24 protein-coding genes and 1 riboswitch are annotated in these 21,567 nt (G+C 62.3%); of the genes, 4 read left to right on the forward strand and 20 right to left on the reverse strand.

Translation table 11 applies throughout. From position 1 onward, the window contains the following. Positions 1-30 precede the first annotated feature (30 nt). The 4 genes from OU997_RS19185 to OU997_RS19200 all read left to right on the forward strand — a co-directional run bounded on the left by OU997_RS19185 (position 31) and on the right by OU997_RS19200 (position 3,645). Entirely contained in the window at positions 31-885 is an 855-nt protein-coding gene (locus tag OU997_RS19185; RefSeq protein WP_267808089.1) for a sulfurtransferase, read from the forward strand. A 220-nt stretch (positions 886-1,105) separates the two neighbouring features. Continuing rightward, positions 1,106-1,585 carry a hypothetical protein gene (locus OU997_RS19190; protein ID WP_108489995.1) on the forward strand — a complete coding sequence of 160 codons (480 nt, stop codon included), beginning with the start codon at positions 1,106-1,108 and terminating at the stop codon, positions 1,583-1,585. A 121-nt stretch (positions 1,586-1,706) separates the two neighbouring features. Beyond that, positions 1,707-2,957, forward strand: a complete 1,251-nt coding sequence (locus OU997_RS19195) for an OmpP1/FadL family transporter (RefSeq protein WP_108489996.1) — start codon at positions 1,707-1,709, stop codon at positions 2,955-2,957. 70 nt (positions 2,958-3,027) lie between these two features. Beyond that, positions 3,028-3,645, forward strand: a complete 618-nt coding sequence (locus OU997_RS19200) for a response regulator transcription factor (RefSeq protein ID WP_108489997.1) — start codon at positions 3,028-3,030, stop codon at positions 3,643-3,645. Here OU997_RS19200 and OU997_RS19205 read toward each other — a convergent pair. From OU997_RS19205 to OU997_RS19300, 20 genes are all read right to left on the reverse strand, one after another. After that, the gene (locus tag OU997_RS19205; RefSeq protein WP_267808093.1) at positions 3,614-5,395 is read right to left on the reverse strand and encodes a hybrid sensor histidine kinase/response regulator; all 1,782 of its coding nucleotides are present in this window, start codon (positions 5,393-5,395) and stop codon (positions 3,614-3,616) included. The genes OU997_RS19200 and OU997_RS19205 overlap by 32 nt on opposite strands. Positions 5,396-5,398: 3 nt before the next feature. Next, positions 5,399-6,469 carry a lipase secretion chaperone gene (locus OU997_RS19210; protein ID WP_267808095.1) on the reverse strand — a complete coding sequence of 357 codons (1,071 nt, stop codon included), beginning with the start codon at positions 6,467-6,469 and terminating at the stop codon, positions 5,399-5,401. 48 nt (positions 6,470-6,517) lie between these two features. Next, on the reverse strand, positions 6,518-7,444 hold the full coding sequence (locus OU997_RS19215; RefSeq protein WP_108489999.1) for an esterase/lipase family protein: 927 nt from the start codon (positions 7,442-7,444) through the stop codon (positions 6,518-6,520). A gap of 107 nt (positions 7,445-7,551) precedes the next feature. After that, entirely contained in the window at positions 7,552-8,103 is a 552-nt protein-coding gene (locus OU997_RS19220) for a glutathione peroxidase (protein WP_108538054.1), read from the reverse strand. A 15-nt stretch (positions 8,104-8,118) separates the two neighbouring features. Continuing rightward, on the reverse strand, positions 8,119-8,244 hold the full coding sequence (locus OU997_RS19225; RefSeq protein ID WP_256582981.1) for a hypothetical protein: 126 nt from the start codon (positions 8,242-8,244) through the stop codon (positions 8,119-8,121). Further along, entirely contained in the window at positions 8,241-9,449 is a 1,209-nt protein-coding gene (locus OU997_RS19230; protein ID WP_108486995.1) for an MFS transporter, read from the reverse strand. Before OU997_RS19230 ends, OU997_RS19225 begins: the two co-directional genes overlap by 4 nt. Before the next feature lie 213 nt (positions 9,450-9,662). Next, on the reverse strand, positions 9,663-10,523 hold the full coding sequence (locus OU997_RS19235) for a hypothetical protein (RefSeq protein WP_267808097.1): 861 nt from the start codon (positions 10,521-10,523) through the stop codon (positions 9,663-9,665). Between the two features lie 64 nt (positions 10,524-10,587). After that, positions 10,588-11,313, reverse strand: a complete 726-nt coding sequence (locus tag OU997_RS19240) for an adenosylcobinamide-GDP ribazoletransferase (RefSeq protein WP_267808099.1) — start codon at positions 11,311-11,313, stop codon at positions 10,588-10,590. Beyond that, on the reverse strand, positions 11,310-11,885 hold the full coding sequence (gene cobC / locus OU997_RS19245; protein ID WP_267808101.1) for an alpha-ribazole phosphatase family protein: 576 nt from the start codon (positions 11,883-11,885) through the stop codon (positions 11,310-11,312). The genes OU997_RS19240 and cobC overlap by 4 nt, the downstream gene beginning before the upstream one ends. After that, a complete protein-coding gene (gene cobT, locus OU997_RS19250) occupies positions 11,882-12,937 on the reverse strand; it encodes a nicotinate-nucleotide--dimethylbenzimidazole phosphoribosyltransferase (protein ID WP_267808103.1) in 1,056 nt (351 codons plus the stop codon). The genes cobC and cobT overlap by 4 nt, the downstream gene beginning before the upstream one ends. Further along, positions 12,934-13,455, reverse strand: a complete 522-nt coding sequence (cobU, locus tag OU997_RS19255) for a bifunctional adenosylcobinamide kinase/adenosylcobinamide-phosphate guanylyltransferase (protein ID WP_267808105.1) — start codon at positions 13,453-13,455, stop codon at positions 12,934-12,936. Before cobU ends, cobT begins: the two co-directional genes overlap by 4 nt. Positions 13,456-13,579: 124 nt before the next feature. Beyond that, positions 13,580-15,028 carry a cobyric acid synthase gene (locus OU997_RS19260; protein WP_267808107.1) on the reverse strand — a complete coding sequence of 483 codons (1,449 nt, stop codon included), beginning with the start codon at positions 15,026-15,028 and terminating at the stop codon, positions 13,580-13,582. Further along, complete coding sequence (gene cobD / locus OU997_RS19265) at positions 15,025-16,017, reverse strand: threonine-phosphate decarboxylase CobD (RefSeq protein WP_108538055.1); 993 nt, start codon at positions 16,015-16,017, stop codon at positions 15,025-15,027. The genes OU997_RS19260 and cobD overlap by 4 nt, the downstream gene beginning before the upstream one ends. Beyond that, positions 16,010-16,918 (reverse strand): adenosylcobinamide-phosphate synthase CbiB, encoded by a 909-nt coding sequence (gene cbiB / locus OU997_RS19270; RefSeq protein WP_267808108.1) that lies wholly within the window; start codon positions 16,916-16,918, stop codon positions 16,010-16,012. Before cbiB ends, cobD begins: the two co-directional genes overlap by 8 nt. After that, a complete protein-coding gene (bluB, locus tag OU997_RS19275; RefSeq protein WP_267808110.1) occupies positions 16,915-17,562 on the reverse strand; it encodes a 5,6-dimethylbenzimidazole synthase in 648 nt (215 codons plus the stop codon). The genes cbiB and bluB overlap by 4 nt, the downstream gene beginning before the upstream one ends. After that, the gene (locus tag OU997_RS19280; protein WP_267808112.1) at positions 17,559-18,866 is read right to left on the reverse strand and encodes a cobyrinate a,c-diamide synthase; all 1,308 of its coding nucleotides are present in this window, start codon (positions 18,864-18,866) and stop codon (positions 17,559-17,561) included. The genes bluB and OU997_RS19280 overlap by 4 nt, the downstream gene beginning before the upstream one ends. Then, entirely contained in the window at positions 18,863-19,474 is a 612-nt protein-coding gene (cobO, locus tag OU997_RS19285) for a cob(I)yrinic acid a,c-diamide adenosyltransferase (RefSeq protein ID WP_090253090.1), read from the reverse strand. Before cobO ends, OU997_RS19280 begins: the two co-directional genes overlap by 4 nt. 109 nt (positions 19,475-19,583) lie before the next feature. Continuing rightward, positions 19,584-19,809: riboswitch (cobalamin riboswitch) on the reverse strand. Positions 19,810-19,880: 71 nt separating this feature from the next. Then, positions 19,881-20,201, reverse strand: coding sequence for a hypothetical protein (locus tag OU997_RS19290; RefSeq protein WP_108487505.1), 321 nt, complete (start codon positions 20,199-20,201; stop codon positions 19,881-19,883). 6 nt (positions 20,202-20,207) lie between these two features. Further along, positions 20,208-20,870 carry an O-methyltransferase gene (locus OU997_RS19295; RefSeq protein ID WP_108487506.1) on the reverse strand — a complete coding sequence of 221 codons (663 nt, stop codon included), beginning with the start codon at positions 20,868-20,870 and terminating at the stop codon, positions 20,208-20,210. A 27-nt stretch (positions 20,871-20,897) separates the two neighbouring features. Further along, complete coding sequence (locus OU997_RS19300) at positions 20,898-21,422, reverse strand: C40 family peptidase (protein WP_108487507.1); 525 nt, start codon at positions 21,420-21,422, stop codon at positions 20,898-20,900. Positions 21,423-21,567 lie beyond the last annotated feature (145 nt).

Genomic DNA, 21,567 nt, shown 5'->3' on the forward strand with positions numbered 1-21,567 from the left:
GACTGACTTTTTGCCCACAGGATGACTGGCATGCCCCTCGCCCAACTGATCAGCGCTGCCCAGCTACAGCGTCGCCTTGATGCGCCCAACCTGCTGATTCTTGATTGCCGCTTCGCCCTGGACGATCTGACCTATGGACAGCGCAGCTACGCCGACGGGCATATCCCCGGTGCACAGTTCGCCGATCTGGAGCGCGACCTGTCCGGGCCGATCCACAGAGGCATCACAGGCCGTCATCCCCTGCCAGAACCTACACAACTGCTAAGTCGCCTGCGTGATTGGGGCCTGCACAATCACAACGACGTGGTGCTGTACGACGACGGCCCCGGCGCCTTTGCAGCACGCGCCTGGTGGCTGCTGGCCTGGCTGGGTAAAAGTGAGGGCGTGTACCTGCTCGATGGCGGCCTCAAGGCCTGGCGCGAAGCAGGCGGCGCCTTGACCCAGGACCTGCCCACGCCCCCACCAGGCATGTTCAGCGGCAGCGCCGACGCCCGCCTGCTGGTCAGCGCCGCCCAGCTGCAGCAGCGCCTGGGTGATCAGCAGATGACCCTGCTCGATGCGCGTGGTCTGCCGCGTTTCAGGGGCGAAGTCGAACCGATTGACCCGGTCGCAGGCCATATTCCCGGCGCGCAGTGCGCGGCGTTCACGGACAACCTCGACAGCGACGGCCACTTCCTCAGCCCAAAGCAGCTGCGCCAGCGCTTTGATGCACAACTCGGCGGGCGCCCGGCCAGTGAGCTGGTGGCCTACTGTGGTTCGGGTGTGACGGCCTGCCATAACCTGTTTGCCCTGTGCCTGGCCGGCTACCCGTTGGCACCGTTGTATGCCGGTTCCTGGAGCGAATGGATCACCGACCCCGCTCGACCCGTGGCCACCGGCGACTGACGGCCGCCGACCACGCAGCCACAAGCTGTGTTAAGCACCAACTGGAATATAGGCAATAACCGAAAGCCGAAAACAATTTAAAAACAGCCCTTTACAGCAGAAAGGTCGCACTACACTTCAACATGAGCGGCTAACCACCGCTCCCGGTGGGGCCTTTTATCAGAACAAGTCGAAGCTGCCAGCGCCCCAGCCCCATCGGTCACCTTTCGCCGAGGGCTATATGGGAATTGCCGCCTGCGAGTTAAGCCAGTACGTCATCCGCCCTACCCTGGTCTATCTGGGCCGCCACTCCACCGCCGCCGAAGCCTTGTTGCTCGGAGCCGCCGCCAGCCAATCCGGGCTTGGCTCTGCCCTCGATGACAAGCACGGTCACGGCCTATACCGAATCGCCGCACTGCGCCACCAGCAGCTCTGGGATCAGCACCTGGCGCTGGATCCGGACCTTGCCAGTCAAGTACGAGGCCTCGCCAGCCAACATGCCTTCCTTGCTGCGCCGCACTTGGAGCTGACCGTCAACCTGCGCTATGCCACGGCGATTGCCTGGATGCTGATTGAGGCCGAACACCGCGAACTGCCGGCCGCTGATGACCTGCTGGGTATGGCGCACGTTTGGCGCCGAGTGTTCAAACCGCACGGGCGCACTAAAGACTTTATCGCTGCTTGGCAACGCTGCATCGGCAACCTCAGCCAGGTGGCCTGAAACCTGCGATAACGGCTTGTATTGCCAGTAAAAACCGCTCTATCCGAGGAACTTCGTGGGCTTGGCAGAGGTCAGGAAAAGTTGTTAGTTTCCGCCCCCCGCTAAAACCTAGGAGTCCTCCGTGACTAGAAGAGTCGTCAAGACCTGCCTGTCCCTTGCCCTTGCTTCTGCCGCCAGCCATGGCTTTGCCAGTGGTTTTGCCATCAACGAACAAAGCGTCAGCAGCATGGGTACTGCCTTTGCCGGGCGCTCCTCATCCGCCGATGACGCCAGCACTGTCTTCGGTAACCCGGCCGGTATGGCGCGCATCAAGCGCGAACAAGTCAGCAGTGGCATTGCCCTGATCCACGCCAAAACCGATATCGACAACGCCAGCGGCTCTGCCCGCGGCAGCAATGACGGCGACATGGTGCCGTTTATCGGCGCGCCCATGGGCTATTACGTCAAACCGCTGGACGACAACTGGAGCTTCGGCCTGGGCCTGTACGTGCCGTTTGGCCTGGTGACCGACTATGAGCGCAGCTTCCAGGGCCGCTACCACGGTGACCGCAGCGAAGTGCGGGTGATCACCCTGCAACCGACCCTGAGCTATCGCTTCAACGAGCAGCTGTCGATCGGCTTCGGCCCAACCATCAACCGTATCGACGGCGAGCTGACTTCAGCCATCAACAACCCGATTCCCGGTGCGGGTGACGGCAAGGTCGAAATCAAGGGCGATGACACGGCGCTGGGCTACAACGTCGGCGTGTTGTTTGAAGTCACCCCGCAAACGCGTTTCGGCCTGACCTACCACTCCAAGGTGGATTACCGCCTTAAGGGTGACACCACGGTGTCCGGCCCTGGCTTCGTCATTGGCTCTTCCGCCGGCACCTACGATGCGTCACTGGAGCTGACCACCCCAGAATCTGTGGACTTCTCGGTAACCCACGAACTGAATGCCGACTGGACCCTCTATGCCGGCAGCACCTGGACCCGCTGGAGCCGTCTGGAAGAAATCCGCGCCGACAACAAAGGCGTAGGTGGCCTCCTTGGAGGAGCCCTGAGCAGCATCAGCGAACCGCAGAACTGGCACGACACCTGGGCTCACGCTGTGGGCGCCGCCTACAAACTGAACCCGCAGTGGACCCTGCGCGCCGGCTTGGCCGTCGACCAGTCGCCGACCAACAATGTCGACCGCTCGCCGCGCATCCCCACCGGCGACCGCACGATCTTTAGCCTAGGCACAGCCTGGAGCCCGAATGATGATGTGACCATCGACCTGGCCTACTCCTACCTGATGGAAGACGACGCCCACATCGAGCGGGACGACTACCGCGCCACCTACAAGAACACGGCCCACGGCCTGGGCGCACAAGTGACGTACCGCTTCTAAATCAACCAGCGGTTTGGGTTACACTCGCGCGGCGCACACAAAAACAATAATGCCGCCTGAGACAGCCCTTATGACTGCACTCTGCACAGCCTTGCCCGAACAGCTCAGCCTGTTACTGGTGGATGACCACCGGATCTTTCTCGATGGCCTCAGCCTGGCCCTCGCCCCGCTCTGCGCCGACCTGCAGATTCACACCGCCGAATCCGCGGCCGCCGCCGAAGCCTGCCTGCAACACGCCACCTTCGACCTGATTCTGCTCGACCTGCGCCTGCCCGATATGCCAGGCCTGGAGTTGCTGCAACGCTGGCAACAGCAAGGCCGCATGACCCCAGTGGCAATCCTTAGCGCCAGCGACTCCAATCTGGACGCCCAGGCCGCACTGGCAGCCGGCGCACTGGGCTTTATCCCGAAAAGTGCCAATAGCGCTGAACTGCGCCAGGCAGTAACCCGCGTGCTGCTGGGAGAAACCCTGCCCGTGCCACAGACGGGCGATAAACCGCAGCTCACAGCCCGGCAGATGGAAATTCTCCAGTTGCTGGCCGAAGGCTTGCCGAACAAGTCCATCAGCCGTCAGCTGGGCGTCTCCGAGGACACGGTGAAAACCCATCTGAAATCACTGTTTCAGGAGTTTTCCGTACATACCCGAACGGCCTGCGTCAGTGCGGCGCGACAACGGGGCTGGATCTGAGTTCTGCCGGCAACAGCACCGCCAAGGCCTGCCGCAAACGGGCTGGCAACAGTGGTTTGCCGAGCAAGGTGACATGGGCGCGGGTGCAGCGCTCCTGCAGGTCGGCGCTGACATCGGCGGTAATCAGCAAGGCCGGCAGCATGCGTCCGGCCTCCTCACGCAAGCGCTCGATAACACGCAAACCGTCCTCAGTGGCGGCCAGGCGATAGTCGCTAATCAGCACCTGCGGCTGCGCATCGGGCAAACACTGCAAAGCCTCAGCTGGGTCGGCGCAAGCCCAGACCTCGCAACCCCAACGCTGCAATAAACCGATCAATGCCTCCCGGCCAGCTGCATCGTCCTCCAGCAATAGCACCCGCCCGCTCAATGCTGCAGCAACGACTGCGGGGGCTTGCCAATCGCCTGCTTCCGCCTGCGGCAGTTGCAGGATAAAACGCGCGCCCGCGCCAGGGCTGGAATCCAGCCGCAGCGGATGCCCCAGCAACTGCGCCAGTTGCTGAACGATGGCCAAACCCAGCCCCAAACCGCGCTCGACATTGCGTCCAGGGTTATCCAATTGGCGGAACTCTTCAAAGACCTGACTCTGCTCTTGCTCACTCAGCCCCTGGCCATCATCTCCGACCTCCAGTTGCACCATGTCTTCTTGTTCGACACGGGCATGCAGCCAGACATGCCGCGCCTGGGCATGGCGCAAGGCGTTGCTCAGCAGGTTGCGCAGCACGCGCTCCAGCAGCAGCGGATCACTGCGCACCCAGAGTTCCGCGCATTGCAGCTGCAGCTCGACACCCTGGGCGTCGGCCTCGGCGCGGCTTTCACCGCTCAGGCGCGCCAACAAGGGGCGCAAGGCAAATACCTGCGGCTTGGCCTGTACCCCACCGGGCAAGGTCAGGCGGGTGTAATCGAACAACGACTGCAACAACCGGCTGAGCTGCTCCACGGCAATCGCCAGACGGCTGCTGATGCGGTGCACGCCGGGTGCCTGGTTCTGCTCCAGCAAGTGCTGGGCATACAGGCCCATGGCGTTGAGCGGTTGGCGCAGATCATGGCTGGCGGCTGCGAGCAGGCGCAGCTTGCGCGCATCATCGGCTTCGGCGCGCTGCCGCGCCAGGTCCAGCAAGCGCAGATTGAGCCAGGCGCCGCGCTGGCCGTGCTCCTGCAGGTAGGCGCCGACACTGCCAATCAGATTGGCGCAAAACAGAAACAGGCCCTGATAACCCAGCGCCACACTGCCCCCCGTGGCGACAAGCCCCAACCAGAGAAACAGTCCGCACACGCCCCAGGATGCCAGGCTGACGGCGCGAAACGACACGCCCAGCAGCACGTAACCAAACAGCAGCACCAGAAACAGCCCGTCATAGGGCATGGCCACACCCAGGCTCCAGCACAGGTGAATAATCACGGCAACGCAAACGCCGTTAAGGCCGTAAGCGCCCACATAGACCAGTAGTGCGCGGCGCGGCGGGCTCTGGGGCCGGCGGCAGTAGAAAAAGGACAACAGCGCACCGACTATGCCCAATAGCCGCACTGGCAGGGTCGCCAGGCTGGCATTGAGGGGCAGCAACAACAGATCGAGGGCGGCGTAGACCAGTTGAAAGATCACCGCCGTGCTGATGATCAGCAGCAGGCGACGACGGATACGCTGTACCCGGTGTTCGACAAATTCGTCTTCCAGCACGCCGGTAAAGCGCAGCCGGCGATAGCCGCGGCGCTGCTGGGCCAATAGCAGTGCTTCCTGACGTTCCAGGCTCACGGCCTACAACTCGGGCGGTTGATTGTCCTGCAGCTTGGTGGCAATGGCGTCATAGGTTTCCACCCGGTGCTGATCTTCGGCGCTGAATAAACGCTGGCGCAAACGCTGCTGCTCCTGCTGCCGATCCGCCGCACTGAGGCCATTGCCCTGCAACGCGGCCAGTTCCTGCTGATAGGTGGCATAGCGCTGTTGCCAGGCGCGTTCATTGCGCTGCTCGCTGAGCAGACGTTGGACCGTGGGCGGATCATAGGTCAAGGCCAGCAGCTGGCGCACCTGCTCTTCGCTGGCGCCTTCCTGCCAAAGCTTGTCAGTCTGAGCCTGCAAGGCCTGCGCGTGGACCTGGCGCTCTTCGCTGGCGCGCATGGCTTCGGGGAGTTGAGCGCGCAAACGCTCCTGTGCCAGGGCCTTACCGTGCTCGCTGAGGTCATCGCGGGCCATCAGCGCCAGATTGTCCAGTGTGTAACGGCCGTAAGCCTCCTCGGCGCCGAACAGGGCCTCGGTCGCGGCGCTGGAAAAATGCGCGCGACGCAACTGCGCCAGTTGATCAAAAGCACGCTGCAAGGCAACCAGCTGGCCATCGGGGGTGCTTTGCTGGGCACTGCTCAAGGGTTGCTGCAACAGCGCCAGACTGGCGCGTTTGTAATCCATATAGTCGCCGAGCAGGCCGATAAACTGCCCAAGGGCAGGCTCTGGCAGGCGTGCACGTGCATCGGCCAACATCACTTCGACCACGGTTTCCAGGCCGGCCTGATCGGCGGCGCTGAGGAAGTAATCCAGATAATCGCGCAGTGCCAGATTCAGCTGCAGATTGCCGGCGCTATCTGCCTTCAGTTCGCCATCCACGTCGGTGCCCTGCAAACCCGGCAGGCTTGCCGGCGCTCTGGCAGTTGATATGACAGGTTTGGCGGTTTGCAGCAAAGGACTGGGGACGACGGGAAGAGGCGCCGTGACGATAGCAGAAGCAGTTGGCGCAACGGGTACAGCGGCGGCAAGCCATTGCCAGTAAAGCGTAAGGCCGGCAACGCCGCCGGCCAGTACCAGAAGAGGAACCATTGAGCGTAACGACAGGGCCATATGACCTCCAGAATGCGGGCTGCATGGCGCAGCCCGCCGGGGTGACGGTCAGACGCCTTTATTTTTCAGGCGGTTGGCATGCTGGCGATACAGCGACACCGGCTCGGTCCAGCCGCGAACACCGAACAGATGGTTGATCGCATCCACGTGGTTCATGTTGTAGTCATCACCGATCACCTGACCCAGGTAGGTGGAACAGACACCGACCAGGCCATCGTTTTTCTCGCTGCCAAAGGCCAGTCCGGTGATCGCCAGGAACGGATCGACCGCATCGAAGACGTTGGTGTAGGAGGTGTTGCCGGTCCAGGAGAAGTAACGGATGTTGTGCCCGCGCACGTTGTGCACTTCGGTGGACTTGGCGCAGTAGCTGCTGCTGTTTACGCCCCACGGATGGCGACCGTTCAATGCAGTGGTGCCCGCCGTGGTCAGGGTTTTCAGCGCGGCCAGGCCGTTCTGCGGGTTGTTATTGCCCGACAACAGATTGATCAACGCGCCAAGTGCGTTGGCCAAACCGTTGGCACCGCCTTCAATGGCACTGTTGGGCGGGATCACACCGCGCAATACATCGGCAACTTTCGAGCCTTTGTTCACCCCGTTGACCGAGGTTACCGAGGCCACCAGATCCGGACGCAGCGAGGCCGCGACGCGCGAAGTTGGCGACCCCTGACTGTGGCCGATCAGGTTGACCTTGCCGCCATTGGCACTGGCCCACGGCACGATCTGCTGGGCGAGAGAGGCACCGCGCTGCTCGCTGTCATTCAGAGCCGAAACACTGGCGACATAGACCTTGGCGCCATCACGCTCAAGGTTCCAGGGGATGGTGTGGAAGTAGTTGATCAGACCGCCGATGGTGTCGAAACCGGTCACCCCGTGTACCAGTACGATTGGGTATTTGGTCTTGGTGTAGTTGGCCTGAGCCTCAACCGCGCCGACCAGGGCACATACAGCTAGAGCAGAAGTCATAACGCGACGCATGGGTGCCTCCTTATTTTTCTTGTTGGCACGCCGGGAAACTGCGTCCGGCGTACTCACAACTCTAAGGAGGTACTGGGTGCTGGGCTATCGCCCAGATGGGTGATGCTTCAGCGCTGCGAGGCGATAGCCTGCTCGACGGCGGCCAGCAATGCAGGGTCATCCGGGGCAGTGCTGCTGGGAAAGCTGGCAATCACCTTGCCCTGGGCGTCGATCACGTATTTGGAGAAATTCCAACGCGGCGCCTGACTTTGCGCGGCCAGCTCCTTGAACAGCGGCAACGCATCGCTGCCAGTAACCTGCTGGGTTTCGCTCATGGGGAAGGTTACGCCGTAATTGACATAGCAGACCTTGGCGGTTTCTTCGCTGCTATCGGCCTCCTGACGGAAGTCATCGGAAGGCACCCCGAGGATTTGCAGGCCCTGCTCCTTGTAACGCTGGTAGAGCGCTTCAAGGCCTTTGAACTGCGGGGTAAAACCGCAGAAGCTGGCGGTATTGACCACCACCAGCGGCTTGCCGGCGAACTGGGTGCACAGATTGATGCGCTCCTCACTGCGCAGCTTCTGCACCTCGCCCTGCAGCAGAGTCGGGCATTCGACCGCCTGAACGACGCCACCCCATACACACGACATGACAGCAATCAGCAGAACAGTACGCCACATAACGGATCACCTTGATCAGCAGACACCCAGCCCCAGTTGTAAAAAAGCCAGACCGCCCTGCAACCATCCCCACCACGCCAATCCCAAGGTCAGCATGCCGCCCATGGCCAGCGCAGTATTCCATCCATATTCAGCATTCATCCTCTCGCCTCCTGTTGTTGCAAGCGCGGCACAGGCAGCTCGCGTACCGGCCAGTTCAGTGCCGCAGCCAGCAAGCTGAGCAGCACAGCAATCTGCCAGACCAGATCATAACTGCCCGTGTGGTCATACAGATAGCCGCCCATCCAGCCGCCGAGAAATGCCCCCAACTGATGGAATAGAAAGACAATGCCGCCGAGCATCGACAGGTTTCGCACGCCGAACAGGGTTGCCACCGTGCCATTGGTCAACGGCACTGTAGACAGCCACAGCAACCCCATCGCCACACCGAAGGCATAAGCACTCCACACCGACAGCGGCGCCAGGATGAACGCCATAATCACCACCGCACGCGCCAGGTACAGTGCGCTGAGCAAGCGCGGCTTGGACATCCGCCCGCCCAGCCACCCGGCAATGTAAGTGCCAAAAATGTTGAACAACCCCACCAGTGCCAGCACTGTAGTGCCCACCAAAGCGGGTAAATGTTGATCAACCAGGTAGGCCGGCAAATGCACACCGATAAACACCACCTGAAAGCCACAAACGAAAAAGCCCAATGCCAACAGCCAGAAGCCTGAGTGGCTGCAGGCTTCGCGCAACGCTTCACCAAGGCTCTGTTCCACGCCCGTCAGCGGCAGCGGCGTATCTTTGAGCATCGCTGCCAGAGGCACGATCATGGCAACCAGTAACCCCAGCGCCATCAACGCCACCGACCAGCCCAGCCAACTGAGCAAGCCCAAGGTGCCTGGCAGCATGGCGAACTGCCCGAAAGAGCCTGCTGCCGCCGCGATGCCCATGGCCATACTGCGTTTTTCCATAGGCACCGCACGCCCCACGGCACCGAGGATTACCGAGAACGAGGTGCCGGACAAACCAATACCGATCAGCAGCCCGGCGCTCAGCGACAGGCTTAGAGGCGAGTCGGCCAGGCCCATGCAGCCGAGCCCAATGGCATACAAAATGCCGCCAACAATCACTGTGCGCTTGGCGCCGAAGCGATCGGCCAGAGCGCCGGTAAACGGCTGGGTCAGACCCCAGATCAGATTCTGCAAGGCAATGGCGAAGGCGAACACCTCACGCCCCCAGCCGAATTCGGCGCTCATCGGCGGCAGGAACAGACCAAAGCCATGGCGAATGCCCAGCGACAGTGCCAGCACCAGAGATGCGCCCAGCAATATCCAGCCACTGGTGCGCCAAAGCGAAGTCATAGGTTGTCCTTTACGGGTAGCGACCCGCTTATCGAGAGATCAGCAATAGGGCGCAGGTATATACCGCAACCCGCTCAGGTAACAGCTACAGCTGTTCGGCAATGCAGTGCTACAGATTGCATCCTGAGTTGGGCGTATCGACAAGCCGGCCATCGACCAGCAGGTCGCTGGAAAAACTATCTGCGTGGGCAATCCGGCGTTGAAAACCGCCGGCTAGTCAAACAGCAGCGGTGCAGCGCTGGCGCGTTGGGCGAAGAATGCCAGCAACTGCTCGTGGTAATGGCTATACACCTCAGGCGGCAGCCAACGCTGGTAGATCGCCAAGGTGCTGGCGGGTGCGGCGGAAACCTCGCGAATCGCCTGATCGAGACGCCCGGCCATGCGCGCACCCCATGGTGTGCGCGAGCAATAGATGCCCACCGTCACCAGTTCAGCATTCTCGCGTAGCGGTACGCTGACCAGCGCATCACTGAGACTGAAATGGCGCATTACCTCGGTGTAGATCACGGGGTAATCGAAGACATAATCCAGACGGTGATGGCTGACCATCAGCAGCAGATTCTCCCCCGCCAAGCTCCCCCCCAACTCGGGGATGCGACCTTCGGCGTGAGCCTGGAGCAGGCGTTCGCGAATCGGCGCGGGATAGACCCGACTCTTGGCCAGAGCGCCGCGCAGGTAAGGATTATCGAACAACCAGTCGAGGCTGACCTGACCGTCTTCGATCAGCAGTTGGTCCAGGGTCTGCCTGCGTACCAGCACATGGATCGGTGTGCTCGCCACATAGGGTACGAAATAACCCAACTGATCGCGCTCAGGGCTCTGCAGCTGGCCACTGCTGCACAGCTCACCCTGCTCGCTCATGCGTTGTTCAACCCGGGCCATGGGTAAAACCTCATAACGCATTTGCAACTCGGGTAGACGGGCCGCCAGCAGTTGCATGACCTCGTACAGCACACCATCAACCACCTCACCGTCACGCACATTGAAGGCCCCCGGAATCGGCACAATGCCCCACACCAGCTCCTCGGCCTGAATGGCATCCCTACAGGGCACGATTCCAAGCAGTGCCGTCACCAGCGTTGAGTAAAGCCACCTACGCCCCATGTCCATCCCTGCTGTGTCTTGCTGTCCTTACACGCTAGCAGGCCAACGCCACCAGCACCGCGCACTCGGCAATTTCCAGCAGTGCTCCGGCGGTATCACCCGTGGTGCCATCCAGACGTTTGAGCATCAGGCTGCGCAGCCAGATAAACACGCCTCCGGCCACCAACAAGGCGAGCAGCGCCGGCCAGCCAAACAGCAACATGACCAGCGCATTGGCGGCCAATACCCAGGGCAGTTGCCGGCGCGGCAGATGCTCGGCCAACGCGTGACCCAAGCCGCCGGCCCGCACATAGGGTGTCGTAAGAAACAACAAGGGCAACAAGCCACGGGCCAACCAGGGCACCAGTATCAGCAGCCAGGCCGACTGATGTTCCAGCAGCGCCACCAGCGCGGCAAACTTGAGCAGCAACAGCAGCACCAGCACCACCACTGCGATCGGCCCGCTGCGTGGGTCTTTCATGATCGCCAGGGTGCGTTGTTTATCGCCAAAGCCGCCGACCCAGGCATCGGCACTGTCGGCCAGGCCATCCAGATGCAGGCCGCCGCTGATGCCGACCCACAGCGTCAGCAACAACGCCGCCTGTAGCAACACCGTGCTGTCGCCCAGCAGGTGCTGCACAGCGAGCAGCAGCAGGCCGATCAACAACCCCACCAGCGGGTAGAACAGCAGCGAGCGGCCGATTTGCTCAGGCGTTGGCATGCCGGCCAGGGTCACCGGTAAACGGGTAAGAAACTGCAGGGCAATCCACCAGGGCGTCATGCGCGCTCCCACAGCTCGCCTTGTTCATCCAGACACAGCTGATAGCGCTCGGCATGCCCCACAGCAACCTGCAGCAGATCATTGCGCGGCAAGCCACGGGCACGCGCCAACAGCAGGCGGATCACCCCGCCGTGGGTGACCAGCAGCAAGCGCTCGCCGGCATGCCGGGCCTGCAAACGTTGCAAGGCGCCCAGTATCCGCGCCTCAAAAGCCAGCAAGGTCTCGCCTTCGGGCGGGGTAAAGCCATAAGGATCGCTCCAGAAACGGCCAAGTTCTGCCGCGCTGGTCTGCATCAGCTCGGCGGTACTGCGGCCTTCCCACGCGCCGAAATGCAGCTCCTGCAGATCAGACTCCAGGCTCAGTGGCACGCCGTGCTGCGCGGCCAACTCTTCGGCAAAACGCGCACAGCGCTGCAAGGGCGAGCTGATCAAGCGATCCCAGCGCGTGCCATCGGCCACCGCCGCGCGCAATTGCGCCCAACCGGTGTCGGTCAGGGCATCATCCAGGCTGCCGCGCAGACCGCCGCCCAATTCGGTTTCCCCGTGGCGCAGCAATTCCAGATACACCGTCATGCCGAGACCTCTGCCACTGCGGCCTCGGCAAAGGTGGCCATGTCGTTGTGCAGGCTGCAGGCCAACTGCAGCAGCGGCACGGCCAGCGCTGCGCCACTGCCCTCGCCCAGGCGCAAGCCCAAGTCCAGCAACGGCTGCGCCTGCAAGGCTTGCAGCACGTGTTGATGGCCGGGTTCTGCGCCGCAATGGGCAAATAGCAGCCACTCGCGGCAAGCCGGATTAACGCGCACCGCGAGTAACGCGGCCACGCTACAGATAAAGCCATCCACCAAGGCCACACAGCCCTGCTGCGCACAAGCCAGGTAAGCGCCCACCAATGCAGCGATCTCAAAGCCGCCCAAAGCGCGCAAGGCGTCTAGCGGCTCGTCGAGCACAGGACGGTGCAAGGCCAAACCGGCCTCAATAACCTCCGCTTTGCGTGCCACGCCCTGAACATTTAAACCTGTGCCTGGACCAACCAGTTCACGGGCCGGACGCTGCAGCAACCAACAGGCCAACGCAGTGGCCGCCGTGGTGTTACCAATGCCCATCTCGCCGCCGATAAACAGCTCGCAGCCACTCAATTGCGCGCGCTGTAGGCTGTTGCGCCCGGTCTGCAGGGCATGCCCAAGCTGCGTATTGTTCATGGCCGGGCCGTGCAGAAAGTTCTGCGTGCCTGCGCCCAGCTGCAACCGCATCACGCCCGGCAAGGCCTCTGCCGGCGAGACAGTACCGAGGTCGATCACCTCAAGGCGCGCGCTCAGCTGCTTGGCCAGCACGCTGATAGCCGCGCCGCCGTTGACGAAATTGCGCAGCATTTGCCCGGTGACGGCTTGTGGGAATGCGGAAATCCCTTCAGCGACGATGCCGTGATCGCCGGCAAAAATGCTGATGGCCACCTGCTCAAGACGCGGCCGCTCACGCCCCTGCAACGCCGCCAGTTGAATGACCACCGCCTCCAACTGGCCCAGCGAGCCGGCAGGTTTGGTCAATTGTTGCTGGCGCGCGATAGCTTTGCTGCGCGCCACATAATCGAGTGGCTGACAGGGTGCCTGCCACCAGTTAAGGCTCATACTGCATCCCCCTTAAGCACCATGGGTAAACCCGCCACACAAAACACCACACGCTGACAACGCTCGGCCAGCGCCTGATGCAACCAGCCGGCCTCATCGACAAAGCGCCGGCTCAACTCGCCCATGGGCACCACGCCTAAGCCGGTTTCATTGCTGACCAGCAGAATCCGCCCCGGCAAGCCGCTTAGACAATCCAGCAACGCATCGCGCTCGGCGCTCAGGCGTGCCAGGTTATCCAGCATTAATAGATTGGTCAGCCACAGGGTCAGGCAATCAACCAGCAGGCATTTATCCGCGCTGGCTTGCTCGCGCAGCACGCGGGCCAATGCAAGCGGCTCTTCCACCAGCCCCCAATGCGCCGGCCGCCGATCCTGATGATGACGAATACGCGCGCTCATCTCACCATCCAGCGCCTGACTGGTGGCGATATAGGTCACAGCCAGCGCCGACTCAGTGGCCAGACGCTCAGCCAGTCGGCTTTTGCCGGAACGGGCACCGCCAAGAATCAGTTCAAGCATGGTTCACCTTTGTTCGAATAAAGCATCACAGACCGTGGGAGGCGCTTTAGCCGCGACTGTGCGGGGCTGACTCGTCGCGGCTAAAGCCCCTCCCACACAAACGCATCACCGGCCATAAAACGGGCTACAGATTACAGAGCGTACGTAATTGACTCGTATCGAGATGCGCCTCTACGAGATCGGCCAAGCGTTCGATATCACGCTCGCGCAGGGCGTGGTAATCCACCGCCTGTACCTCACCCAAGCCGGCCCAACGCAGCAAGGCACTGCAGGCCTCGGGTGTTTCAAACAGGCCGTGCAGATAGGTGCCCAGCACCTGACCGTCCGCGCTCAGGCCACCATCGGCGCGGCCATCGTCGAGTCGCACGGCCGCATTCAAACCGATGCCCGTGCTGACGCCGGCATGAATTTCATAACCGCTGACCGGGGCATTTTCCAGGCACAGTTGACCGCGCACAGTGCGCAATTGCTTCTGCGGCTCCAGCACCGTGCAAAAATCCAGCAACCCCAACCCAGGGCTGGAACCCGCCGCGCCTTCCAGACCATGCGGGTCGTCAATCTGCGTGCCGAGCATCTGCAGCCCGCCGCAGATACCCAGCAACTTGCCGCCATAGCGCAAGTGTTTGTTAAGGGCTGCCGACCAGCCCTGCTCACGCAGAAAGGCCAGATCACTGCGCACACTTTTGGAGCCGGGCAGGATGATCAGATCCGCCGCAGGGATCGGCTGACCGGGGCCAATAAAGGTCAGCTCAACCTGCGGGTGCAGGCGCAGCGGGTCGAAGTCGGTGTGGTTACTGATGCGCGGCAACACCGGTACCACCACCTTGATCACCTCGACGGCCTTGGCGCTCTGACGCGTGTCAATGGCGTCTTCGGCTTCCAGATGAAAATCCATCAGGTACGGCAATACACCCAATACCGGTTTGCCCGTGCGCTGCTCCAGCCAGTCCAGCCCCGGTTGCAATAACGCAATGTCGCCGCGAAAACGGTTGATGACAAAGCCTTTGACTCGCGCCTGTTCGCTCTCCGAGAGCAGCGCCAGGGTGCCGACCAAATGGGCAAACACCCCGCCCTTGTCGATATCGGCAATCAGAATCACCGGGCAATCCACCGCTTCGGCGAAGCCCATATTGGCGATATCGCCGGCGCGCAGGTTGATCTCGGCGGGCGACCCCGCCCCTTCAACCATCACCACCGGGTAAGCGGCACTCAGGCGCTGATGCGACTGCAGCACCGCCTGCATCGCCACCTTTTTGTAATCGTGATACGCCACGGCATCCATGCTGCTCAGGGCGCGACCGTGGATGATCACCTGCGCACCGATGTCGCTGTTGGGCTTGAGCAGCACCGGGTTCATGTCGGTGTGGGGCGCAAGCCCGGCGGCCTGCGCCTGCACCGCCTGGGCGCGGCCGATTTCGCCGCCATCGGCGGTTACGGCGCTGTTGAGCGCCATGTTTTGCGGTTTGAACGGCACCACACTGACGCCCTGACGCTTGAGCCAACGGCACAGCGCGGTGACCAGGGTGCTCTTGCCGGCATCGGAGGTGGTGCCCTGCACCATCAGTGTGCTCATGCCAGCTCTCCAGCGAAGACCGCCAGTGCCTGCTGCAAACGCTGCCAGCCGGTTTCATCCGGTGGCAAACCAAAACGCAGGCTCAGCGGCTTTTCAAACAGGCGGGTAAGAATGCCTTGCAGGGCGAGAAACTCATGCAGCAAGGCGGCCTGCGGTGTGCAACAGAACTGAAACAGCGCGCAACCGCCTGTGGGGCTGAGCCCATGCGCAACCAACAGCGCAGACAGGCGTTCAGCATCGGCGAGCAACCGCTCACGTTGTGCCTGCTGGCCGGCCATGTCCTGCAACAACGCCGTGGCCACCACGCGGCTCGGCCCGCTGATTGCCCAAGGCCCTAGCAACTCGGCCAGTTGCGCCAGCAGCTGCGGCGGCGCCAGGACAAAGCCCAGGCGAATACCCGCCAAACCGAAAAACTTGCCAAACGAGCGCAGCACGATCAGCCCGGGCAACTCACTGAACGCCGCCAGGCTGAACGCCGGCGTGCAATCGATAAAGGCCTCGTCCACCACCAGCCAGCCGCCTCGCTCGGCCAAACGCCGATGCCACTCCAGCAAACGCGCAGGTTCAATACAGCGCCCGGTGGGGTTGTTCGGATTGACCAGCAACAGCACATCGATGCGCTCCAGCGCGCGCTCAATCGCGCCTTCACTGATTTCCAGCAGACGATGCCCTTCACGCTGCCAGGCCGCCGCATGCTCGGCATAAGCGGGTGAAACAATGCCCACGGTGACGTGTCGCAGCAGACGCGGCAGCGCCTGAATGGCGGCTTGCGAACCCGCTACCGGCAGCAGGTTGGCGACGCCGTAGTAATCGCGCGCAGCGATTTCCAGGCCGTCCTGCTGCTCGGGCAAGCGCGTCCAGGCAATTGCCGGAATAGCGGGCAAGGGCCAGCCGTAAGGCGCAATGCCGGTGGACAAATCCAGCCACTCCGCCAGGGCAATGCCATAACGCAGCGAGGCCGCGCGCAGGCGACCACCATGTTCAAGCATAAGCAAGCCCCCATAGCATTAGCAGTGCCAGCCACAGCAGCACGCCGCCGTAAACCAGATTGACTGCCCGCTCGATATCCCGTGCGCGGGGCGGTGGACCGTCGCCCAAATCAGGCCGCACATGCAGCTCGCCGTGGTACTCCGCCGCACCACCCAGGCTGACGCCCAGTGCCCCTGCACCCGCTGCCATCACAGGGCCAGCATTGGGACTGTCCCACAGCGGCGCCTGGGTGCGCCAACAACGCAACGCCAACAGGGTTTTACCCAGCAACGCATAGGTCAATGCGACCAGCCGTGCAGGCAGGTAATTGAGTGCATCGTCAATCTTTGCAGCGGCCCAGCCGAAGCGTTCAAAGCGTTCATTGCGATAGCCCCACATGGCGTCCAGGGTATTGCTCAGGCGATACAGCACCACCCCCGGTGCGCCAGCCAGCACAAACCAGAACAGCGCGGCGAACACCGCGTCGCTGCCGTTTTCCAGCACCGATTCGCTGCCAGCGCGGGCCACACCCGTGGCATCCAGCTGCGCAGTATTACGGCTGACCATATAGCCAACCCGCTCGCGGGCCAGGCGCAAATCCCCCAGACGCAGCGCCTGCGCCACTGGCATGGCATGCTCGCCCAGGCTTTTCAGGCCCAGGGCGGCGTACAAGGCAATGATTTCCACCGCCCACCCCAGCCCGCTGATCTCACTCAACAGCCAGGCCAGCAGGGTCAGCGGCAACACCGCCAGGCACCAGGCGCTGACGCCATGGCTGCGCCACCCGCCACCCGCCGGATTGAAGCGCTGCTCGATGCGCTCGGCCATACGACCAAAGGCCACCAGCGGGTGCCAGCCCTTGGGTTCGCCCAAAATCGCATCCAGAACGACCCCGGCGCAGGTACTCAGCACCAGGCTCATGGCGTGCTCCACTGATTCTCGAACAGCAACTCGCTGAGCGGCCGAGGCTCGGCCCAGCCCTGCTGAACCAGCATCGGTGCCTCATAAAATTCCGTCACGGGTCCCAGGCACAGCACCGCCAATGGCTTGCTGCCGGTCGGCATGCCGAGCAGATCCGCCAGGGCCTGGGGCTCGAACAGCGACACCCAGCCCATGCCCAAACCCTCTGCACGGGCCGCCAGCCAGAGGTTCTGAATCGCGCAGGCCAGGGATGCCAGGTCCATCTCCGGCAAGGTGCGGCGGCCAAACACATGAGCCTCACGGCCCTCCATCAGGGCCACCACCAACAGTTCGGCGCAGTCGCGAATACCCTCGACTTTCAGCCGCATAAACTCGTCGCTGCGCTCGCCCAACGCCTCGGCGGTGCGCGTGCGTTCCTCCTCTACCAGGCCGTGGATCGCTTCGCGCAAGGCCGGACGGGTGATGCGAATAAACCGCCAGGGCTGCATCAAGCCCACGCTGGGCGCCTGATGCGCAGCTTCGAGCAAGCGCGCGAGCAACTCGGGAGCCACCTCGCCACCGCTGAAATGGCGCATATCGCGGCGCTCAGCGATGGCGCGGTACACCGCCGCGCGCTCTTCGGCACTGAAGGCCTGCTCACTCATGCCGGCGCACCGGGACAAAACAGCGCGGCAGCGGCAACCGGGTCGGACGGCAGATAGAAGTGAATATAGGAGGCGGTCATCCGCCCCTGACGATAGACCGCCTCACTGGTGCGCTTATAGTTCGGGCACTCGCCACGGGTCAGTGGTTGTAGTTCGCTGCTGAGCGCCGAGTAGTGAAAACTGTGGCCGCGCAGCAGCCCTTCCGGCAGCTCAGCCTGTTGCAAGGCCATGGCGGTCATGCGTGGTTGCAGGGTCGCCTCGCCGTTTAGCAAACCGAGCATCTGCCCGCTGGCGCCCTGTTTGTCGGTCAGTTTGTCGAGTAGATAGAGCATGCCGCCGCACTCGGCGTGGATCGGTTTGCCTGCCTCGTGGTGAGCGCGGATTGCCTCGGCCATGGGCTGGTTGGCTTCAAGCGTGGACAGGTGCAACTCCGGGTAACCGCCGGGCAGATACAGGCTGTCGACATCCGGCAACTGCTCATCTGTAAGCGGCGAAAAGAACTGCAATTCGGCACCCAGTGCGCGCAGCAAATCGAGGTTGGCCTGATAGAGAAAGGCAAAAGCGCTGTCGCGTGCTACGCCAATCCGAACATCCTTGAGCAATTGCGCGGGCCTTGCATGCTCTGGTGCAGCGAAGCTGACTGGCGGCGGCAGACTGGTATCGGCACTGGCAGCCAAAGCATCGGCGGCGGCGTCCAGACGGGCATCCAGGTCGAGCAGTTCGCCCGCCTGAACCAGGCCGAGATGGCGGCTCGGTAAACCGACCTCGGCGCTGCGTGGTAATGCGCCGTACCAGCGGATCGAGGCCGGCAGCGCATCACGCAGGATCTCGCCATGCCGCACACTGCCAACCCGGTTACCGAGCACGCCAGAAAACGGCAGATCCGCTTGGAAGGTCGCCAGGCCATGGGCCATGGCGCCGAAGGTCTGCGCCATGGCCGAACCGTCGATCACCGCCAGCACCGGCACACCAAAGTGCCGGGCCAGGTCGGCCGCCGAAGGCGTGCCATCGAACAGGCCCATCACCCCTTCAATCAGAATCAGGTCGGCCTCACCCGCCGCCTCCCAGAGCAGACGACGGCTCTCGGCCTCGCCAACCATCCACAGGTCGAGCTGATACACCGGCGCACCGCTGGCGCGGGCAAGAATCATCGGGTCGAGAAAGTCCGGGCCGCATTTGAACACCCGCACGCGCTTGCCCTGGCGTGCATGCAAACGCGCCAAGGCAGCGGTCACTGTGGTCTTACCCTGGCCGGAGGCCGGTGCAGCGATCAATAACGCGGGGCAAGAGCGGGCGCGGATCAAAATTCGACTCCCTTTTGCGCCTTAACCCCGGCCTTGAACGCATGCTTGACCAGGCTCATCTCGGTCACGGTATCCGCAGCCTCGATCATCCCCGGCAACGCGCCGCGACCGGTTACCACCACATGCTGCAGCAGCGGCCGCGCTTCAATGTCGGCGAGCACCGCATCGAGTTCCAGATATCCGTATTTCAGGGCGATATTCAGCTCGTCGAGCACCACCAGGCCAATGGCCGGATCATTCAGCAGCTGCGCCGCCACCGTCCAGGCTTCGCGCGCCTTGTCGATATCACGCTGGCGATCCTGGGTCTCCCAGGTAAAGCCTTCGCCCATCACGTGGTAGCTGACTTCATCGGGAAAACGGCGAAAGAAGGCTTCTTCGCCAGTGCTGGCTGCACCCTTGATAAACTGCACCACGCCCACCTTGAGGCCGTGGCCCAGGGCGCGAGCAACCATGCCGAAGGCGCTGCTGCTCTTGCCCTTGCCATTGCCGCTGTGCACCAGCAGCAGGCCGTACTCATCCTGGGCCTGGGCAATCTTTTCATCGATAAGGGCTTTTTTGCGGGCCATGCGCGCCTTGTGCCGGGCGTCCCGTTCAATCGATTCAGTCATCGCACTGCTCCACCGCCACAGGGCGATCTGGCTGGAAAAAGCATGCGGGGATAGGGAAAGCGCGGGCCTGCGCACAGCGCACACCACACGCCAGCCATCGCCCTCCGCGATGCCGTGGACTGCAGCAGGCCGGTCTCCGGGCTTGTGAGCGAGCCGAATGGCTCACGACCGCACCTTCCCATGCATCACGCACAGTGGCTCTTGCGGCGTTTGACTCACTTACCGTTGCGGGGGCAGCGTCGGAATAGCGGGCGTTCACACGCACAGCGCACCGACTTCCCTGTTTCACCCCGCACACGCAATGCGTTGGGGGCACCTGCTACAAGGCGCGAAGGTTAGAGAGTTCATGATTAAGCGTCAAACGAATGCGCCGCCCATTGCGTCACGTGTACACAAACAGCGCAGCTCAGTGCCTCGGCATAAAGCCCGCAGGCTTGTTCGCCAGCCATTCGACAAAGGTTCGCAAACGCTCATCGCTGAGCAAGCTGTCGCGGTTGTTGTAAGTCAACGCCAGCTCCTTTTCGCTGAACAGCCGGTGAATCTGGTTGTGGCAGGCGCGGCAGACCCAAAGCGTGGCGCTGATGCGCTCACTTTTACCGAAGCGTTTCTGCACATAAACCTTGTTGTGCAGCGCCTTGGGGATCAGATGGTGACGCGTCAACGTGGCAGCGCGGGTGCAGAGCTCGCAGGCATCAGGTTGTTCGGGCAGACGAATCGGTTCAGGCATACGGGTTCAGCGTTTACGGCAAAGACTCAGGCCGTCGCCCAACGGCAACAGGGAGAGGTCGAGGCGCGGATCATCGCGCAGCGCCAGGTTGAGCGCCTGAATGGCTCGGGTGTCGGCGCTTTCGGGGTTTTCCTCAAGCACACGCCCGCTCCACAGGGTGTTATCGAACAGGATCAGCCCGCCCTGGCGCACCAGACGCAGGGCATGTTCCAGATAGGTTGGGTAATTGACCTTGTCGGCGTCGATAAACAGCAGGTCAATACTGCCAGCCAGACCTTCAGCCTCCAGTGCTGCGAGGGTTTGTAAGGCCGGAGCCAGGCGCAGCTTGATACGCGAGCTTAGCCCGGCCTCAAGCCAGTAACGCTCGGCCGTGGCGTTGTACTCGCCGGGGATATCACAGCAGATCAACCAGCCATCCTCGGGCATGGCCTGGGCCATGCAGATGGCGCTATAGCCGGTAAAGGTGCCGACCTCAACAATCCGCCGCGCCCCAGTCAGCTGTACCAGCAAGGCCATGAACTGTCCCTGCTCGGGGGCAATCTGCCAGCGAGCAGTACTGAACTGTGCGGTTTCCTCACGCAGGCGCTTGAGCAGCGGTGTTTCACGCAGCGAGACATCCAGCAGGTATTGGTACAGGCCGGTATCGAGATTGAGTGTTTGATTAGTCATGCCTACTCCCTCTGCAAACCAAGGCTGTTAGGGGTTGCGCGCCAGTTCCGGGGAGAACACGCGCTTGGCATTTAGATAAGTGCGCTGCCAATACGAATTGCTCAGGCTATCCAGGCGCACAGTGCCGCCGCTGGAAGGTGCATGAACAAAACGGCCATCGCCGACGTAGATGCCAGCATGGCTGACCTGGCTGCCGCCATTGGTGGCAAAGAACACCAGATCACCGCTTTGCAGGCGGTCGCGGCCGACAGCCGGGACGCGCATGCTGATCAGATCACGGGTCGAGCGCGGCAAGCTGATGCCCGCGGCATCGCGGTAGACATAACCAATCAGACCACTGCAGTCGAAGCCACCATCCGGAGTGTTGCCGCCGTAGCGATATGGCGTACCGACCAAGCCCAGGGCGCGAAACAACACGTCATCAGCATTGCCGTTAAAGTTGCTGTTGGGTGTTTGCATAACGGGTGGCGGGATTGGAGCAGGTGCACGACTGGAGCAGGCGCTGAGCAGCGCGACGACGACCAGCAGGCTGAAACGGGCAATAGCGGTCATGGATAAGGCGATCCTGAGCCGGGATGCGCCCTACTCTGCCGGCTTGCACATCGTAGTGCAAGCTTTAGCTTTACTTGGCAGGTTATTGAAAACTATCGAGATGCATCAGATGAGCAAACCTGAGAAGCGACTGCACATTGGACAG

Source organism: Pseudomonas sp. SL4(2022), from assembly GCF_026625725.1.
Taxonomy (GTDB): domain Bacteria; phylum Pseudomonadota; class Gammaproteobacteria; order Pseudomonadales; family Pseudomonadaceae; genus Aquipseudomonas.

Excerpts from the sequence above, each read along its gene's own strand:
- OU997_RS19185 (WP_267808089.1), top strand. The coding sequence starts at position 31 with ATGCCCCTCGCCCAACTGATCAGCGCTGCCCAGCTACAGCGTCGCCTT.
- OU997_RS19190 (WP_108489995.1), top strand. The coding sequence starts at position 1,106 with ATGGGAATTGCCGCCTGCGAGTTAAGCCAGTACGTCATCCGCCCTACC.
- OU997_RS19200 (WP_108489997.1), top strand. The coding sequence starts at position 3,028 with ATGACTGCACTCTGCACAGCCTTGCCCGAACAGCTCAGCCTGTTACTG.
- OU997_RS19210 (WP_267808095.1), bottom strand. The coding sequence starts at position 6,469 with ATGGCCCTGTCGTTACGCTCAATGGTTCCTCTTCTGGTACTGGCCGGC.
- OU997_RS19215 (WP_108489999.1), bottom strand. The coding sequence starts at position 7,444 with ATGCGTCGCGTTATGACTTCTGCTCTAGCTGTATGTGCCCTGGTCGGC.
- OU997_RS19220 (WP_108538054.1), bottom strand. The coding sequence starts at position 8,103 with ATGTGGCGTACTGTTCTGCTGATTGCTGTCATGTCGTGTGTATGGGGT.
- OU997_RS19225 (WP_256582981.1), bottom strand. The coding sequence starts at position 8,244 with ATGAATGCTGAATATGGATGGAATACTGCGCTGGCCATGGGCGGCATG.
- OU997_RS19230 (WP_108486995.1), bottom strand. The coding sequence starts at position 9,449 with ATGACTTCGCTTTGGCGCACCAGTGGCTGGATATTGCTGGGCGCATCT.
- OU997_RS19240 (WP_267808099.1), bottom strand. The coding sequence starts at position 11,313 with ATGACGCCCTGGTGGATTGCCCTGCAGTTTCTTACCCGTTTACCGGTG.
- cobC (WP_267808101.1), bottom strand. The coding sequence starts at position 11,885 with ATGACGGTGTATCTGGAATTGCTGCGCCACGGGGAAACCGAATTGGGC.
- cobT (WP_267808103.1), bottom strand. The coding sequence starts at position 12,937 with ATGAGCCTTAACTGGTGGCAGGCACCCTGTCAGCCACTCGATTATGTG.
- cobU (WP_267808105.1), bottom strand. The coding sequence starts at position 13,455 with ATGCTTGAACTGATTCTTGGCGGTGCCCGTTCCGGCAAAAGCCGACTG.
- OU997_RS19260 (WP_267808107.1), bottom strand. The coding sequence starts at position 15,028 with ATGAGCACACTGATGGTGCAGGGCACCACCTCCGATGCCGGCAAGAGC.
- cobD (WP_108538055.1), bottom strand. The coding sequence starts at position 16,017 with ATGCTTGAACATGGTGGTCGCCTGCGCGCGGCCTCGCTGCGTTATGGC.
- cbiB (WP_267808108.1), bottom strand. The coding sequence starts at position 16,918 with ATGAGCCTGGTGCTGAGTACCTGCGCCGGGGTCGTTCTGGATGCGATT.
- bluB (WP_267808110.1), bottom strand. The coding sequence starts at position 17,562 with ATGAGTGAGCAGGCCTTCAGTGCCGAAGAGCGCGCGGCGGTGTACCGC.
- cobO (WP_090253090.1), bottom strand. The coding sequence starts at position 19,474 with ATGACTGAATCGATTGAACGGGACGCCCGGCACAAGGCGCGCATGGCC.
- OU997_RS19290 (WP_108487505.1), bottom strand. The coding sequence starts at position 20,201 with ATGCCTGAACCGATTCGTCTGCCCGAACAACCTGATGCCTGCGAGCTC.
- OU997_RS19295 (WP_108487506.1), bottom strand. The coding sequence starts at position 20,870 with ATGACTAATCAAACACTCAATCTCGATACCGGCCTGTACCAATACCTG.
- OU997_RS19300 (WP_108487507.1), bottom strand. The coding sequence starts at position 21,422 with ATGACCGCTATTGCCCGTTTCAGCCTGCTGGTCGTCGTCGCGCTGCTC.